Source organism: Pseudomonas putida (assembly GCF_002025705.1).
GTDB classification, from domain to species: domain Bacteria; phylum Pseudomonadota; class Gammaproteobacteria; order Pseudomonadales; family Pseudomonadaceae; genus Aquipseudomonas; species Aquipseudomonas putida_J.
Map to the genome: position 1 here is coordinate 3,800,752 of NZ_CP018846.1, position 15,641 is coordinate 3,816,392.

11 protein-coding genes are annotated in these 15,641 nt (G+C 64.2%); 9 read left to right on the forward strand and 2 right to left on the reverse strand.

Features of this window, described 5'->3' with window-relative positions; translation table 11 throughout:
• Window positions 1–44: 44 nt before the first annotated feature.
• On the reverse strand, window positions 45–491 hold the full coding sequence (gene rnhA, locus BUQ73_RS17215; RefSeq protein ID WP_079228971.1) for a ribonuclease HI: 447 nt from the start codon (window positions 489–491) through the stop codon (window positions 45–47).
• A 13-nt stretch (window positions 492–504) separates the two neighbouring features.
• On the reverse strand, window positions 505–1,278 hold the full coding sequence (locus BUQ73_RS17220) for a class I SAM-dependent methyltransferase (protein ID WP_079228972.1): 774 nt from the start codon (window positions 1,276–1,278) through the stop codon (window positions 505–507).
• A gap of 85 nt (window positions 1,279–1,363) precedes the next feature.
• On the opposite strand from BUQ73_RS17220, the gene gloB reads away from it, so the two are divergent.
• The 9 genes from gloB (at window position 1,364) to BUQ73_RS17265 (ending at window position 15,638) form a co-directional block, all read left to right on the forward strand.
• Window positions 1,364–2,143: a hydroxyacylglutathione hydrolase gene (gene gloB, locus BUQ73_RS17225; RefSeq protein ID WP_079228973.1), complete on the forward strand. Its 780-nt coding sequence runs from the start codon at window positions 1,364–1,366 to the stop codon at window positions 2,141–2,143.
• Between the two features lie 100 nt (window positions 2,144–2,243).
• Complete coding sequence (locus BUQ73_RS17230) at window positions 2,244–3,668, forward strand: lytic transglycosylase domain-containing protein (protein ID WP_079228974.1); 1,425 nt, start codon at window positions 2,244–2,246, stop codon at window positions 3,666–3,668.
• Window positions 3,669–3,978: 310 nt separating this feature from the next.
• On the forward strand, window positions 3,979–5,751 hold the full coding sequence (locus BUQ73_RS17235; RefSeq protein ID WP_079228975.1) for an extracellular solute-binding protein: 1,773 nt from the start codon (window positions 3,979–3,981) through the stop codon (window positions 5,749–5,751).
• Entirely contained in the window at window positions 5,748–7,574 is a 1,827-nt protein-coding gene (locus BUQ73_RS17240; protein ID WP_079228976.1) for an extracellular solute-binding protein, read from the forward strand. The genes BUQ73_RS17235 and BUQ73_RS17240 overlap by 4 nt, the downstream gene beginning before the upstream one ends.
• Window position 7,575: 1 nt before the next feature.
• Complete coding sequence (locus tag BUQ73_RS17245) at window positions 7,576–8,649, forward strand: microcin C ABC transporter permease YejB (RefSeq protein ID WP_079228977.1); 1,074 nt, start codon at window positions 7,576–7,578, stop codon at window positions 8,647–8,649.
• Between the two features lies 1 nt (window position 8,650).
• The gene (locus BUQ73_RS17250) at window positions 8,651–9,670 is read left to right on the forward strand and encodes an ABC transporter permease (protein WP_079228978.1); all 1,020 of its coding nucleotides are present in this window, start codon (window positions 8,651–8,653) and stop codon (window positions 9,668–9,670) included.
• Between the two features lies 1 nt (window position 9,671).
• On the forward strand, window positions 9,672–11,270 hold the full coding sequence (locus BUQ73_RS17255) for an ABC transporter ATP-binding protein (protein WP_079228979.1): 1,599 nt from the start codon (window positions 9,672–9,674) through the stop codon (window positions 11,268–11,270).
• A 468-nt stretch (window positions 11,271–11,738) separates the two neighbouring features.
• Window positions 11,739–14,669: an aminotransferase gene (locus BUQ73_RS17260; protein WP_079228980.1), complete on the forward strand. Its 2,931-nt coding sequence runs from the start codon at window positions 11,739–11,741 to the stop codon at window positions 14,667–14,669.
• A 63-nt stretch (window positions 14,670–14,732) separates the two neighbouring features.
• Complete coding sequence (locus BUQ73_RS17265; protein WP_079228981.1) at window positions 14,733–15,638, forward strand: LysR family transcriptional regulator; 906 nt, start codon at window positions 14,733–14,735, stop codon at window positions 15,636–15,638.
• The last annotated feature ends 3 nt before the right edge of the window (window positions 15,639–15,641 follow it).

Genomic DNA, 15,641 nt, shown 5'->3' on the forward strand with positions numbered 1-15,641 from the left:
GCTCCAACTTGCATCAGTTACTAAGGCGGCGATTGTAACGCAGCTCAACGCTTGGCGCGCACTTCCTCGACGCCGCGGTTGGCCAACTGGTCGGCGCGTTCGTTGCCGGGATGGCCAATGTGCCCGCGCACCCACTTCCAGGTGACCTTGTGACGGTTGACCTGCTCGTCGAGCATCTGCCACAGGTCGGCGTTCTTCACCGGCTCCTTTGCCGCCGTCTTCCAACCGCGCTTCTTCCAGTTGACCATCCACTCGTTGATGCCCTTCATCACGTACTGCGAGTCAGTGGTCAGCACCACTTCGCATTCACGCTTGAGCGCCATCAGCCCCTGGATCGCGGCCATCAGTTCCATGCGGTTGTTGGTGGTTTCGCGCTCGCCGCCCCACAGTTCCTTCTCGACGCCCTTGAAGACCAGCAGGACGCCCCAGCCGCCTGGGCCAGGGTTGCCCTTGCAGGCGCCATCGGTATACATCTCGACGCTATCGCTCATGTACCACTCATGTTCAGTGCTTTTCGGTATCCGGATTGACGGCGCTGCGGTTGACCTTGGCCAACGGCAACGGCAGCAGCTTGCCCATCGGCTCGCGGCGCACCTGGCGCAACGGCCGCAGGCCGACCACCATCTTGCGCGCCACCAGCAGGTAAACCCCGCCACCGGCACTCTGCCAGCCTCCCGCCATCCGTTCCCAGCCTGCCAGGCGTTGCTGCCAGGCCGGCGAAGTGAGCGGCGGACGATAGCACCCGAAGCGGCGTTTCTCCAGCGCGAAGCCCAGCAGGTTGAGCCAGTCGCCCACCCGTGACGGCGAGATGCAGCGCGCCTTGCGCAGGGCGCCATGGCTGAAGAAATGGCGCATGCCCCAGCCGCTCCAGGGGTTGATACCGACAATCAGCAGGTGCCCGCCCGGGCGCACCGCGCTGGCCGCCTCACGCAGCAAACCATGGGGCGACAGGCTGAAGTCCAGGCCATGCTGCAGCACCACCACGTCGGCAGCATGCTCGCTCAATGGCCAGGCCTGCTCCTCGCAGACAATCTCCACCCCCGGCAGCGGTGCGCCGAGGCGCACGTTACGCTGCACCTGGGGCGCGCTGGGTGGCGCCTCGGCACAGGGGCCATAGTGCACGAGGTAGCCGCCGAAGAAGCGCCCGAGCTCTTCTTCCAGCAGTTTTTCCTCCTCCTTCAACATCAGCTGGCCGAGTGGGCCGTTGAACCACTCACGGGCCAGGCTGATCAGTTCGACCCATTCCGGGTCGGCCTGAGCAAAGGCTTGGTCGGTCATTGCGCTCTCCCTCGAAGGTTCTCGCACCGCGCCATCGCGGCTAAGATGGCCTCATGTGCCACGCCTGGCGATACGGATCCGCACCATGATACAGATCGACGCTCTTCCCGCTTTCTCCGACAACTACATCTGGTTGTTACAGGATACTGCCAAACGCCGCTGCGCGGTGGTCGACCCCGGCGATGCCGGCCCGGTGGAGGCCTGGCTGGCCGCCAACCCCGGCTGGGTGCTGGACACGATCATGGTGACTCACCACCACCATGACCATGTCGGCGGGGTCGAACGCCTCAAACAGAAGACCGGTGCCCGCGTCTGTGGCCCGGCCCGGGAGCAGATCCCGGCCCGCGACCTGGCGCTGGACGAAGGCGACCAGGTCAGCGTGCTGGGCGTGAGCTTCCAGGTGCTCGCAGTACCGGGCCACACCCTTGGGCACATTGCCTACTACAGCGATCAGCCAGCAACACCGTTGCTGTTCTGTGGCGACACCCTGTTCGCCGCCGGTTGCGGGCGCATGTTCGAAGGCACGCCGCAGCAGATGCAGCCTGCCCTCGCCCGCCTGGCAGCGCTGCCGGAGCAGACCGAAGTCTACTGCACCCATGAATACACCTTGAGCAACCTGCGTTTCGCCAAGGCCGTGGAGCCCACCAACCCGCACGTTCTGCAGCGGTTCGAAGACGTTAGCCGTTTGCGCGGCGAAAATCGCATCACATTGCCATCAACCATCGGTCTCGAGCGCCTGACCAACCCTTTTCTGCGGACCGCTGAAACATTAGTTAAACAAAAAGCAGACGAATGGAAGGGACATCCAAACGACTCGCAGGTCACTGTTTTTGCTGCTTTGAGGTCTTGGAAGGACACCTTCTGATAACCTCAAGATATATCGCAGCGGGATGTCAACGGTTGACCCGGGCGGGAGCGGTTTCTAGAATCGCCGAAATTTTTCGCCCGGATACCTGTGTCAGCCGATGTCTTCCCGTAGCCGCAGAACCGCTCATTCAGTCGCCCTGACGCGCCTGGCCCAAATCAGTGCGCTGGCGCTGGCCGCCACCCTGGTGGGCTGCCAGAGCACCCGTCAGCTCGACGAAGCCGACAGCGTTCGCGCGCACAGCTACCAGGCACGGATCAAGCACAAGCCCTCGCCGCTGGCGGTCAAGCCTGCCGAACCGCCGCAGGATGTGTGGGAGCGCATGCGCCAGGGCTTCGCCCTGCAAGACAACATCGACGTCAACCCGCGCATCGAACAGCAACGCCTGTGGTTCGCCAGCAACCCGACGTTCATCGAAAGCGCTGGCGAACGCGGCAGCCTTTACCTGCACTACATCGTCGAGCGTCTTGAAGAGCGTGACATGCCGCTGGAGCTGGCCCTGTTGCCGGCCATCGAAAGCGCCTACAACCCGATGGCCTACTCGCGTGCCAGTGCTGCGGGCATGTGGCAGTTCATGCCGGCGACGGGGCGTCACTTCAACCTGCGCCAGACCAACTTTTACGACGGCCGCCGCGACATCACCGCGTCGACCAACGCCGCGCTGGACTACCTGACCCGCCTGCACGACATGTTCAACGGCGACTGGCTGCTTGCCCTGGCTGCCTACAATGCCGGTGAAGGCACCGTCAGCCGGGCCATCGAGCGCAACGAAAAGCTCGGCCTGCCGACCGATTACTGGAACCTGCCGCTGCCGCAGGAAACCCGCGACTACGTGCCCAAGCTGCTGGCCCTGTCGCAGGTGGTATCAACGCCCGAAGCCTATGGCGTGAACCTCAACCCGATCGCCAACGAGCCGTACTTCGAGGCGGTGGCCATCAACGACCGCCTCGACCTGTCGCGGGTCGCCGCCTTCGCCAACATCGACGAAGACGAACTGATCCAGCTCAACCCGGCCTTCAAGAAGCGCATGACCGTGGATGGCCCCAAGCAGCTGCTGGTGCCCACTGCCAAGGCGCAACTGCTCAGCAACAGCCTGTCCAACCTCAAGCCCGAACAACTGGTCAGCCTGCAGCCGAACAAGGCGGTGTTCGCCGCCGCCGTGGCCGAAGCCAAGGGGCCGGCGGCGCGCAGCTACCGGGTCAAGCGTGGCGACAGCTTGAGCAGTATCGCCAAGGCAAACCGTGTTGCGGTCAAGGACATCCAGCGCTGGAACAAGCTGCCGGGCAACCGCGTCAAGGCCGGCCAGGTCCTGGCCCTGCGCGGTGGCAGCGCACCGAGCGCTGCGGGCAACCGCGTGGCGGCCTCCGGCCAGCGCTCCACCCAGTACAAGGTGCGCAAGGGTGATTCCCTGTATCTTGTAGCCAAACGTTTCAATGTCGAGATGCAGCACCTCAAGCGCTGGAACCCACGCAGCGGGCATGCGCTCAAGCCAGGCCAGACCCTGACTGTCTACCTCTCTCACTGATATCAGCCTCGCCACGGCCTTTGTGGGAGCGGCCTTGCCGGGGCGCCGGACCGGTCGGAAAGGGCTGCGAAGCGGCCCCAGAATTCAGCAGCGCCGCACCGATTGCCGGGGCCGCTTCGCAGCCCTTTCGCGACGCAAGGCCGCTCCTACAAGATCAAGCATTCCATAGCCTGCTGACTCTCTCTTTTTCCATACCCGCCAAGCTGTTACTGTACCCCGACCAAAGCCCAACGCCTCTGGATCGGATGCCGACTTGATACGTCCCCTCCTGCTGTCACTCAGCCTGGCCTTGAGCTTCCCCGCCGTCGCGATGGTGAGCGAAAGCCACGGATACGCGCAGTTCGGCACGCTCAAGTACCCAGCCACATTCACCCACTTCGACTGGGTCAACCCGCAAGCGCCCAAGGGCGGCACCTTGCGGGCCATGGCATTCGGCACCTTCGACACGCTCAACCCCTACACCTTCAAGGGCACCAGCCCGGTCACCACGCCAAACTTCCTGCAATACGGCGTCAGCGAGCTGAACGAAACGCTGATGGTTGGCACCGGGCAGTACGACCCGTCCGGTGACGAACCCACCTCCAGCTACGGCCTGATCGCCCGCACGGTAGAATACAGCGAAGACCGCAGCTGGGTGGTGTTCAACCTGCGCCCGGAAGCGCGCTGGCATGACGGCACGCCGATCACCGCCGCCGACGTGGCGTTCTCGTACCGCACCCTGCTCAAGCAAGGCCACCCGATCTACCGCACCAACCTGCAGGAAGTGCAGCGCGTCGACATTCTCGGCCCGCTGCGCATCCGCTTCGTCTTCAAGCGCGCCGGCAACCCACTACTGATCCTGCGCCTGGGTGAAATGCCAGTATTGCCCAAACACTACTGGCAAAAGCGCGACTTCGAGGCCACCACCTTCGAACCGCCGCTGGGCAGCGGGCCGTATCGCATCACCCAGGTGGAGCCCGGCCGGCGTCTGGTGTTCGAGCGGGTAAAAAATTACTGGGGCAAGGACCTGGCAGTGAACCGCGGCAAGTACAACTTCAACCGCGTAGAGTACGAATTCTATCGTGATGCCACCGTGGCTTTCGAAGCGTTCAAGGCCGGCGAGTTCGACATCTATATCGAGCACCAGGCGAAAAACTGGGCCAACGGTTACAACTTCCCGGCCGTGCGCCGTGGCGAGGTGATCAAGGCACAGATCCCGCATCGCATCCCAACCCAGACCCAAGGCCTGTTCATGAACAGCCGCCGGGCGACTTTCAGCGACCCCAGGGTGCGCCAGGCGCTGGGCCTTATGCTCGATTTCGAGTGGACCAACCGGGCGCTGTTCAGCAGCGCCTACCGCCGCGCGACCAGCTACTACCCCAACAGCGAGTTCGCCGCCAGCGGCGTGCCCACCGGCAAGGAATGGCTGCTCCTGGCACCGTTCCGCGACCAACTGCCCGACAAGCTGTTCACCCAGCCCTACCAGGTCAGCCACACCGATGGGCGCGGCATCGGCCGCCAGACCCTGCGCCAGGCCCTGGGCCTGCTCAACCAGGCTGGCTGGAAGCTCGACGGCCAGCGCCTGGTCAATGCCAAGGGCCAACCGCTGCGCATGGAATTGCTGCTGGTGAACCCGAGCCTCGAACGCATCCTGCAACCTTATGTCGAAAACCTGGCCAGCATCGGCATCGACGCGCGCTTGCGCACCGTGGACCGTGCCCAGTACAAACAGCGCCTGGACCAGTTCGACTTCGACATGATCCTGATGACCCTGAACCAGACCTTGAGCCCCGGCCTCGAGCAATGGCTGTACTTCCATTCCAGCCAGGCCGCGACCAAGGGCAGCAAGAACTATGCTGGGGTCAAGGACCCGGTGGTCGACCACCTGCTCGACACCCTGCTGGCCGCGCGCACCCGCGACGACCAGGTCGCCGCCGCCCGTGCCCTGGACCGCGTGCTCTCATGGCAGTACTACATGATCCCCAACTGGTACCTCGACAATCACCGCCTGGCCTACCGCAACCGGTTCGCCTTCGTCACCACCCCGCCCTATACCCTCGGGCTGAATACCTGGTGGATAAAGCCTTCGGAGAAAGCCCAATGACGCCGACGCATCGCCTGGCCTGCAGCCTGCTGTTCGCCTGCCTGAGCCTGCCCGCGCTGGCCACGCCGCAACACGCGCTGACCCTGTACGACGAGCCACCGAAATACCCGGCCGACTTCAAGCACTTTGACTACGTGAACCCCGACGCGCCCAAGGGTGGTACCTTCCGCCAGTCCAGCTTCGGTGGTTTCGACAGCCTCAACCCGTTCATCAACAAGGGCGTGTCGGCCGACAACCTCAACATCATCTACGACACCCTGATGCGCCAGAGCCAGGATGAGCCGTTCACCGAGTACGGCCTGGTCGCCGGCAAGATCGAGAAGGCCCCGGACAACAGCTGGGTGCGTTTCTACCTGCGCCCCGAAGCGCGCTTCCACGACGGCCACCCGATGCGCGCCGACGACGTGGTGTTCACCTTCAATGCCCTGATCAAGGACGGCGCACCGCTGTACCGCCAGTACTACGGCGACGTTGCCGAGGTGGTCGCCGAAGACCCGCTGCGGGTACTGTTCAAGTTCAAGCACAAGAACAACCGCGAGCTGCCGCTGATTCTTGGCCAACTGCCGGTACTGCCCAAGCACTGGTACGAAAACCGCGAGTTCAACCGCGGCAACCTGGAAATTCCGCTGGGCAGCGGCCCGTACAAGGTTGCCGAGGTCAAGGCCGGCCGCACCATCCGCTACGAGCGGGTCAAGGACTACTGGGCCAAGGACCTGCCGATCAACCGCGGCTTCTACAATTTCGATGCCATGACCTTCGATTCCTACCGCGACACTGCCGTCGCCCTGGAGGCCTTGAAAGCTGGCGCCTTCGACTACGCGCTGGAGGTCAGCGCGAAAAACTGGGCCACTGCCTACAACGTGCCGGCCGTGCGTGAAGGCCGCCTGATCAAGGAAGAGCTGCCCAACGGCAACCCGACCGGGATGCAGGGCTTCGTCTTCAACATCCGCCGCCCGCTGTTCCAGGACGTGCGCGTGCGCGAAGCGCTGAGCCAGTTGCTGGACTACGAATGGACCAACAAGCAGCTGTTCAATGGCGCCTACACCCGCACCGGCAGCTACTTCGAGAACTCGGAAATGGCCGCCCATGACCTGCCCAGCACCAATGAGCTGAAGATCCTCGAACCACTGCGCGGCAAAATTCCCGACCAGGCCTTCAACGAGACCTTCCACAACCCGGTCAGCGATGCCAGCGGCATGATCCGCGAGCAACAGCGCAAGGCCTACAAGCTGCTGCAGGAAGCCGGCTGGAAGATCGTCGACGACAAGATGGTCGACGCCCAGGGCAAGCCGGTGGTGATCGAGTTCCTGCTGGCACAGACCGAGTTCGAACGCATCCTGCTGCCGTTCAAGCGCAACCTTGCCGACCTGGGCATCGACCTGAACATCCGCCGTGTCGACGTCTCGCAGTACATCACCCGCCTGCGCTCGCGCGATTACGACATGATCGTCAGCGGCTTCCCGCAGTCCAACTCGCCGGGCAACGAACAACGCGAATACTGGAGCAGCAGCGCGGCCGACAACCCCGGCAGCCGCAACTTCATCGGCCTGCGCGACCCCGCCATCGACCAACTGGTGGAAGCGCTGATCAACGCCGACTCGCGCCAGAGCCTGATCGACCATTGCCGGGCGCTGGACCGCGTGCTGCTGTGGGGCTACTACGTGATCCCCAACTGGCACATCAAGACCTGGCGCGTGGCCTACTGGAACCACATCGGCCACCCCAAGGTATCGCCCAAGTACGACGTCGGCATCGATACCTGGTGGATCAAGCCCAACGTGACCCCGGCGGTCACCGAAGCCCCAACGGATGAGGCCAACTGACATGCTGGCCTACATCCTGCGCCGCCTGCTGCTGATCATCCCGACCCTGTTCGGCATCCTGATCATCAACTTCATCATCGTCCAGGCCGCCCCCGGCGGCCCGGTGGAACAGATGATCGCCAAGCTCGAAGGCTTCGAGGGCGCCACCAGCCGCATCGCCGGCGGCGGCGCCGAGGTCTCGGTGGCTGGCTCCAACTACCGCGGTGCCCAAGGCCTGGACCCGGCCTTGATCGCCGAGATCGAGCACATGTACGGCTTCGACAAGTCGGCGCCCGAACGCCTTTGGATCATGGTCAAGAACTACGCCACGCTGGACTTCGGCGACAGCTTCTTCCGCGACGCCAAGGTCATCGACCTGATCGCCGAAAAGATGCCGGTGTCGATCTCGCTGGGGCTGTGGAGCACGCTGATCATGTACCTGGTATCGATCCCGCTGGGGATCGCCAAGGCGGTACGACACGGCAGCCACTTCGACGTCTGGACCAGTTCGGCGATCATCGTCGGCTACGCCATCCCGGCGTTCCTGTTCGCCATCCTGCTGATCGTGCTGTTCGCCGGCGGCAGCTATTTCGACTGGTTCCCGCTGCGCGGCCTGACCTCCAACAACTTCGACGAGCTGTCCACCACGGGCAAGGTGCTCGACTACTTCTGGCACCTGGTGCTGCCGATCACCGCGCTGGTGATCGGCAACTTCGCCACCATGACCCTGCTGACCAAGAACAGCTTCCTCGACGAGATCAACAAGCAGTACGTCGTCACCGCCAAGGCCAAGGGCCTGAGCCGGCCGCGCGTGCTGTACGGGCATGTGTTCCGCAACGCCATGCTGCTGGTGATCGCCGGCTTCCCGTCGGCGTTCATCGGCATCTTCTTCACCGGTTCCTTGCTGATCGAGGTGATCTTCAGCCTCGACGGCCTCGGCCTGATGAGTTTCGAAGCGGCGATCAACCGCGACTACCCGGTGGTCTTCGGCACCCTGTTCATCTTCACCCTGCTCGGGCTGGTGGTGAAACTGATCGGCGACCTGACCTATACCCTGGTCGACCCACGCATCGACTTTGCCAGCCGGGAGCACTGACATGGCCCTCTCCCCCCTCAACCGTCGGCGCTTCGAGCGCTTCAAGGCCAACCGCCGAGGCTGGTGGTCGCTGTGGCTGTTCCTCATCCTGTTCGGCCTGAGCCTGGGCGCCGAGCTGATCGCCAACGACAAACCGATTGCCGTGCGCTACGAAGGCTCATGGTACTTCCCGGCGTTCAAGCGCTACCCGGAAACCACCTTCGGCGGCGAATTCCCACTGGAGGCCAACTACAAGAGCCCGTACATCCGCGACCTGCTGGAGAAGAAAGACAGCTTCGTGGTCTGGGCGCCAATCCCGTTCAGCTACCAGAGCATCAACTACGACCTGCGAGTGCCAGCCCCGGCGCCGCCCTCGGCGGACAACTGGCTGGGCACCGACGACCAGGGCCGCGATGTGCTGGCGCGGGTGATCTACGGCTTCCGCGTCTCCGTCCTGTTCGCCATTACCCTGACCGTACTGAGCTCCATCGTCGGCGTCATCGCCGGCGCCTTGCAGGGCTTCTACGGCGGCTGGGTCGACCTGGCCGGGCAGCGCTTTCTGGAAATCTGGTCGGGCCTGCCGGTGCTGTACCTGCTGATCATCCTCGCCAGCTTCGTGCAGCCCAACTTCTGGTGGTTGCTGGGCATCATGCTGCTGTTCTCGTGGATGAGCCTGGTGGACGTGGTGCGCGCCGAATTCCTGCGCGGGCGCAACCTGGAATACGTGCGCGCTGCCCGTGCCCTGGGCATGCGCAACGGCGCAATCATGTACCGGCATATCCTGCCCAACGCCATGATCTCGACCATGACCTTCATGCCTTTCATCCTCACTGGCGCCATCGGCACCCTGACCGCGCTGGACTTCCTCGGCTTCGGCCTGCCCCCCGGCGCTCCGTCGCTGGGTGAACTGGTGGCGCAAGGCAAGTCCAACCTGCAAGCCCCGTGGCTGGGCATCAGCGCCTTTGCCGTGCTGGCGATCATGCTGAGCCTGCTGGTGTTCATCGGCGAATCTGCCCGCGACGCCTTCGACCCGAGGAAGTGAAATGAGCGAACAGAACCTGATCGAAGTGCGCGACCTGGCCGTGGAGTTTGTCACCGGCGAGCAGGTCAACCGCGTGGTCGACGGCATCAGCTTCGACATCCGCAAAGGCGAAACCCTGGCCCTGGTCGGCGAAAGCGGTTCGGGCAAGTCAGTTACCGCGCACTCGATTCTGCGCCTGCTGCCCTACCCGCTGGCCCGCCACCCCAGCGGCAGCATCCGCTATGAAGGCAAGGACCTGCTGCAACAGAACGAGAAGGCCATGCAGCGCATTCGCGGCAACCGCATCGCGATGATCTTCCAGGAGCCGATGACCTCGCTGAACCCGCTGCATTGCATCGAGAAGCAGATCAACGAAATCCTTCTGCTGCACAAAGGCCTGACTGGCAAGCAAGCCACGGCGCGAACGCTGGAACTGCTGGAAATGGTCGGCATCCCCGAACCGCGCAAACGCCTGAAGGCTTTGCCCCATGAACTGTCCGGCGGCCAGCGCCAACGGGTGATGATCGCCATGGCCCTGGCCAACGAGCCGGAGCTGCTGATCGCCGACGAGCCGACCACGGCACTCGATGTGACCGTGCAGCTGAAGATCCTTGACCTGCTCAAAGAGCTGCAGGCGCGGCTAGGCATGGCACTGCTGCTGATCAGCCACGACCTCAACCTGGTGCGTCGTATCGCCCATCGCGTGTGCGTGATGCAACGCGGGCAGATCGTCGAACAAGCCGAGTGCGCCACGCTGTTCAGTGACCCACAGCATCACTACACGCAGATGCTGATCAATGCCGAGCCCAGCGGGTTGCCTGCGCATAACCCGGTTGGGCCACCCTTGCTGGAGGTAAATGACCTGAAGGTGTGGTTCCCGATCAAGAAGGGGTTATTGCGCAAGACGGTTGACCACGTAAAGGCGGTGGACGGGATCAACTTCAGCCTGCCCCAGGGGCAGACGCTGGGGATCGTCGGCGAGTCCGGGTCGGGCAAGTCGACACTGGGCCTGGCGATCCTGCGGTTGATCTCCAGCCAGGGAGGAATCCGCTTTCATGGGCAGCAGCTCGAAGGGATGAACCAGAAGGAAGTGCGGCCCCTGCGACGGGAGATGCAGGTAGTGTTTCAGGACCCTTTCGGCAGCCTGAGCCCGCGGATGTGCGTGGCGGATATCGTTGGCGAGGGGTTGCGGATTCACAAGATCGGTACGCCTGAGGAACAGGAGGCAGCGATCATTGCGGCCCTAGAAGAAGTGGGATTGGACCCGCGGACTCGGCATCGCTACCCGCATGAGTTTTCCGGTGGCCAGCGCCAGCGCATCGCCATTGCCCGGGCGCTGGTGTTGAAGCCGGCGCTGATTCTGCTGGATGAGCCGACATCGGCGCTGGACCGCACGGTGCAGCGGCAGGTGGTGGAACTGCTGCGCAACCTGCAGCAGAAGTACAACCTGACGTACCTGTTCATCAGCCATGACCTGGCGGTGGTCAAGGCGCTGAGCCACCAGTTGATGGTGATCAAGCATGGGCATGTGGTGGAGCAAGGGGATGCGCGGGAGATCTTCCATGCGCCGCAGCATGTTTATACGCGGCAATTGTTGGAGGCGGCCTTTTTGGGGGAGTGAATTCCTCATGAGGGCCACCAGGTGTCTGCCGAGCGATTTGCAGCGCCTTTGAGATCGAGCGCCGCCCGCGCGGCGCATCGCGGATGAATCCGCTCCTACATTTGTTGCAACGTGGCCATGCCTGTAAGGCCATGGTTGTCAGCCTTGTTGGTATGACGGGATTCAGAGGTGCGCATTGATGCCGCCTCATACGGCTTGAGGCGTACGCCAAGGCGGGCAACCATGGCCTGTCAAGTTCGGTACGTTGCAACAAATGTAGGAGCGGATTCATCCGCGATGCGCCGCGCGGGCGGCGCTCGATTTCTGCGACCCTGCAAAAACCAAGGTATGCACCAAGCAGCCCCACCGCAATCCCGCGACACCCCCCACAATGCGTCATCAAAAATTCTGATCACGATCGTCTTTCATCATCAGCCAGAACGGGAATAGATTCTGCGCAGTCAACTCCCAGCAGCAACGGTAGCCCCCATGTCCAGCCCACAACAAAAACCCGCCTCACCTGCCCTCGACACGCTGATCCAGCGTTCCTCCCTGCCCAGCCCATCGCTCAGCGAAGCTCAGGCGCACGCGCTGCTGCAGACGCACTACGACCTGGATGGCGACTTGACGGCACTGGGCAGCCAGCAGGACCTGAACTTCCGCGTGGACGCAGCGCAAGGGCGCTTCGTACTCAAGGCCTGCCACGGCAGCTACGCCCAGGTCGAACTGCAGGCGCAGCATGCCGCCCTGGCCTACCTGCGTGAGCAGGGCTTGCCAGTGCCCGCCGTGCAAGCTGCGCAAAGTGGCGAAACCTTGCTGGCAGTGGACATCGACGGGCAACCCTTGCGGGTACGCCTGCTCGACTACATCGACGGCCAGTCCGTGACCCGTCTCAAGAACATGCCGCCCCGCCTGATGGCCGAACTGGGCAGGCTGTGCGCGCGGCTCGACCTGGCCTTGGTCGACTTCGACCACCCAGGCCTTGAACGCACACTGCAATGGGACCCGCAACATGCCCAGGCGCTGATCGAGCACCTGCTGCCGGTGCTGCAGGATGCCGGGCAACGCACCCGCATCGAGCAAGCCACGCGCCTGGCCAGCGAGCGCCTGGCACCCTTGGCGCAACAGCTGCCGACCCAGGCCGTGCACCTGGACATCACCGACGACAACACCGTGTGGGCCCGCGACGACCAGCGCCAATGGCAACTGCAGGGCGTGATCGACTTTGGCGACCTGTCGCGCACCTGGCGCATCGCCGACCTCTCGGTGACCTGCGCAGCGCTGCTGCACCATGCCGAAGGCGATCCGCTGCGCATCCTGCCGGCGGTCAGCGCCTACCAGGCCCTCAACCCGCTGACCGAGGCCGAGCTGCGCGCCTTGTGGCCGCTGGTACTGAACCGTGCGGCGGTGCTGGTGCTGAGCAGCGCGCAGCAACTGGCCGTGGACCCGGACAACCAGTACACCCGCGACAACGTCGCCCATGAATGGGAAATCTTCGATACCGCCATGGCCGTGCCATTCGCCTTGATGGAGGCGGCCATTCTCCAGGCGGCCGGCCTGCCGGCCGACTCAGCCGACCTGACAGGCTGTGCGCCGCTGCTCCCTGAGCTGGCCGGGCAGCCGGTCTGCCGGGTCGATCTGGGTGTCCTCAGCGCGCACTGCGAAGCCGGCAACTGGGAACAGGCGGGCTTCGACCAACACCTGCTGAGCTCGCAACCGGCGCCTGCCTGTACCCTGCACGGCCAGTATCGCCTGTCACAAACCCATATCGATCGCCCCGAAGAACCGGCAACCTGCGCGCTGGGCGTAGAGCTGCATGTGCCCAATGGCAGCCCGGTTCAGGCGCCCGAGGCGGGCATCTGGCAACGTCACGGCGACGGCCGTGGCTGCCTGCGCACGCCACACTGGGCTTTGTGGTTGCACGGCCTGGAAGATGCCCCGGCGGATGGCCAGGCCGTGGCCAAAGGGCAACCCCTGGGCAGCAGCTGCGGCTTTCTCAGTGTCCAGCTGTGCCTCGACACCCGCACTCAGCCGCCGTTCTTCGCCACACCGTCCCAGGCTGCTGCCTGGCTGGCCGTGTGCCCGTCGCCCGCCGCGCTGCTGGGCTTCGATTGCGATGCCGAACCGTTGCCCGACCCGCAGGCCTTGCTGGCCCGTCGCGACGCCAGCTTCGCCCGCTCGCAGAAACACTACTACGCGCAACCACCGCAGATTGAACGCGGCTGGCGCAACTACCTGATCGACCTGCAGGGCCGCTCGTACCTGGACATGCTCAATAACGTCGCCGTGCTGGGCCACGGCCACCCGCGCATGGTCGCCGAATCGGCGCGCCAGTGGTCGCTGCTCAACACCAACTCGCGCTTCCACTACGCCGCCATCACCGAGTTCTCCGAGCGCCTGCTCGACCTCGCACCCGAGGGCTTCGACCGGGTATTCATGGTCAACAGCGGCACCGAGGCCAACGACCTGGCGATCCGCCTGGCCTGGGCCTACAGCGGTGGCCGCGACCTGCTCAGCGTGCTGGAGGCCTACCACGGCTGGTCGGTGGCCACCGATGCCATTTCCACCTCCATCGCCGACAACCCGCAGGCCCTGGAAACCCGCCCGGACTGGGTGCACCCGGTGGAGGCACCGAATACTTTCCGCGGTCGCTTGCGCGGCGCCGACACGGCCGCCGGCTACCTGCGCGACGTCGACGCCAAGCTGGCCGACCTCGACGCCCGTGGCCGCCAACTGGCCGGCATCATCTGCGAGCCGGTGTACGGCAATGCCGGTGGCATCTCGCTGCCGGCCGGTTACCTGCGCGAAGCGTATGCCAAGGTCCGCGCCCGCGGTGGCGTGTGTATCGCCGACGAGGTGCAGGTCGGTTATGGCCGCCTGGGCGAGTACTTCTGGGGCTTCGAGGAACAGGGCGTGGTGCCGGACATCATCACCATGGCCAAGGGCATGGGCAACGGCCAACCGTTGGGCGTGGTCATCACCCGCCGTGAGATCGCCGAGGCACTGGAGGCCGAGGGCTATTTCTTCTCCTCGGCAGGCGGCAGCCCGGTCAGCTGCCGCATCGGCATGGCAGTGCTGGACGTGATGCAGGAGGAAGGCCTGTGGGACAACGCCCGCGACACCGGGCGCTATTTCAAGGCGCGCCTGCAGGCCCTGGTCGACAAGCATCCGCTGGCCGGTGCAGCCCATGGCTCAGGCTTCTACCTGGGGCTGGAGCTGGTACGCAACCGTGAAACCCTCGAGCCGGCCACCGAGGAAACCATGGCACTGTGCGACCGCCTGCGCGAGCTGGGGATCTTCATGCAGCCAACCGGCGACTACCTGAACATCCTCAAGATCAAGCCGCCGATGTGCACCACCCGAGCGAGCGTCGACTACTTCGTCGACAGCATCGACCGGGTGCTTGGCGAAGGCCTGTAAGAGGGCTGTCAACCAGGCCGGCGAGTGTTCATACTTTCCGGCCTCTTCCTCAGGTTTGCGGACATGGCCTTCAGCAGCGACTCATTGGCAATTTTCCTCGCCGTGCTGGAGGCGGGTTCGTTCTCTGCCGCCGCGCGCAAGTTGGGGCGTGTACCGTCGGCCGTGAGCATGGCCATCGCGCAGCTGGAGGCAGAGCTGGACCTGGTCTTGTTCGACCGGGCCACACGCAAAGCCCTGCCCACCAGCGCCGCCCTGGCCCTGGAGCCGCAGGCGCGGCAGGTGATCTGCCAGCTCAACCTGCTCGACGCCCAGGCCCTGCAACTGCACCAGGGGCTGGAAAAGCGCCTGACCATCGCCATGGCCCCAGAGCTGCAGACCGGCCGTTGGAGCCAGCCGCTGGAAACCCTGGCGAAGGAATTTCCCAGCCTGGAAATCGAAGTGCGCTCGGCGACCCAGACCGAGGCGGTGCGTTTGCTGCATGAAGGCAGCGTGCAACTGGCGCTGGTGTTCGAACGGCCCGGGATCGATGAGCGCGAGTCCTTTCTCGAAGCCGGCAGCCAGCTGCTGGTGGCCGTAGCCTCGCCGCGCCACCCCGCAGGCAGCAACAGTGGTACGCCGCTGCCTGAGGAAGCGTTTGCCGAACAGCGGCAGATCATCGTGGCCTCGGGCAAGGCGACCGGCTCGGACCCGCGCATGGTGCTGTCACGGCGCATATGGTTGACCGACAGCTACCTGGCGACGCTCGATCTGGTTCAGTCCGGCCTGGGCTGGGCTTACCTGCCGCAGCCGCTGGTGGAGCCGCTTATTGCCTCGGGTGCACTGGCCGAGGTGCGTTTTGACAACATGGCCAGCCGCTTGCGGTTGTGGGTCGACATCATCTGGCTGAAGCCACGGCCATTGGGCTTGGGTGCCAGACGCTACCTGGAAGTGATGCGCCAGCTGTTCGAGAAGGAGCCTCCCAGGGCCTGACCG

Coding starts and splice junctions, on each gene's coding strand:
- rnhA (WP_079228971.1), bottom strand. CDS start 491: ATGAGCGATAGCGTCGAGATGTATACCGATGGCGCCTGCAAGGGCAAC.
- BUQ73_RS17220 (WP_079228972.1), bottom strand. CDS start 1,278: ATGACCGACCAAGCCTTTGCTCAGGCCGACCCGGAATGGGTCGAACTG.
- gloB (WP_079228973.1), top strand. CDS start 1,364: ATGATACAGATCGACGCTCTTCCCGCTTTCTCCGACAACTACATCTGG.
- BUQ73_RS17230 (WP_079228974.1), top strand. CDS start 2,244: ATGTCTTCCCGTAGCCGCAGAACCGCTCATTCAGTCGCCCTGACGCGC.
- BUQ73_RS17235 (WP_079228975.1), top strand. CDS start 3,979: ATGGTGAGCGAAAGCCACGGATACGCGCAGTTCGGCACGCTCAAGTAC.
- BUQ73_RS17240 (WP_079228976.1), top strand. CDS start 5,748: ATGACGCCGACGCATCGCCTGGCCTGCAGCCTGCTGTTCGCCTGCCTG.
- BUQ73_RS17245 (WP_079228977.1), top strand. CDS start 7,576: ATGCTGGCCTACATCCTGCGCCGCCTGCTGCTGATCATCCCGACCCTG.
- BUQ73_RS17250 (WP_079228978.1), top strand. CDS start 8,651: ATGGCCCTCTCCCCCCTCAACCGTCGGCGCTTCGAGCGCTTCAAGGCC.
- BUQ73_RS17255 (WP_079228979.1), top strand. CDS start 9,672: ATGAGCGAACAGAACCTGATCGAAGTGCGCGACCTGGCCGTGGAGTTT.
- BUQ73_RS17260 (WP_079228980.1), top strand. CDS start 11,739: ATGTCCAGCCCACAACAAAAACCCGCCTCACCTGCCCTCGACACGCTG.
- BUQ73_RS17265 (WP_079228981.1), top strand. CDS start 14,733: ATGGCCTTCAGCAGCGACTCATTGGCAATTTTCCTCGCCGTGCTGGAG.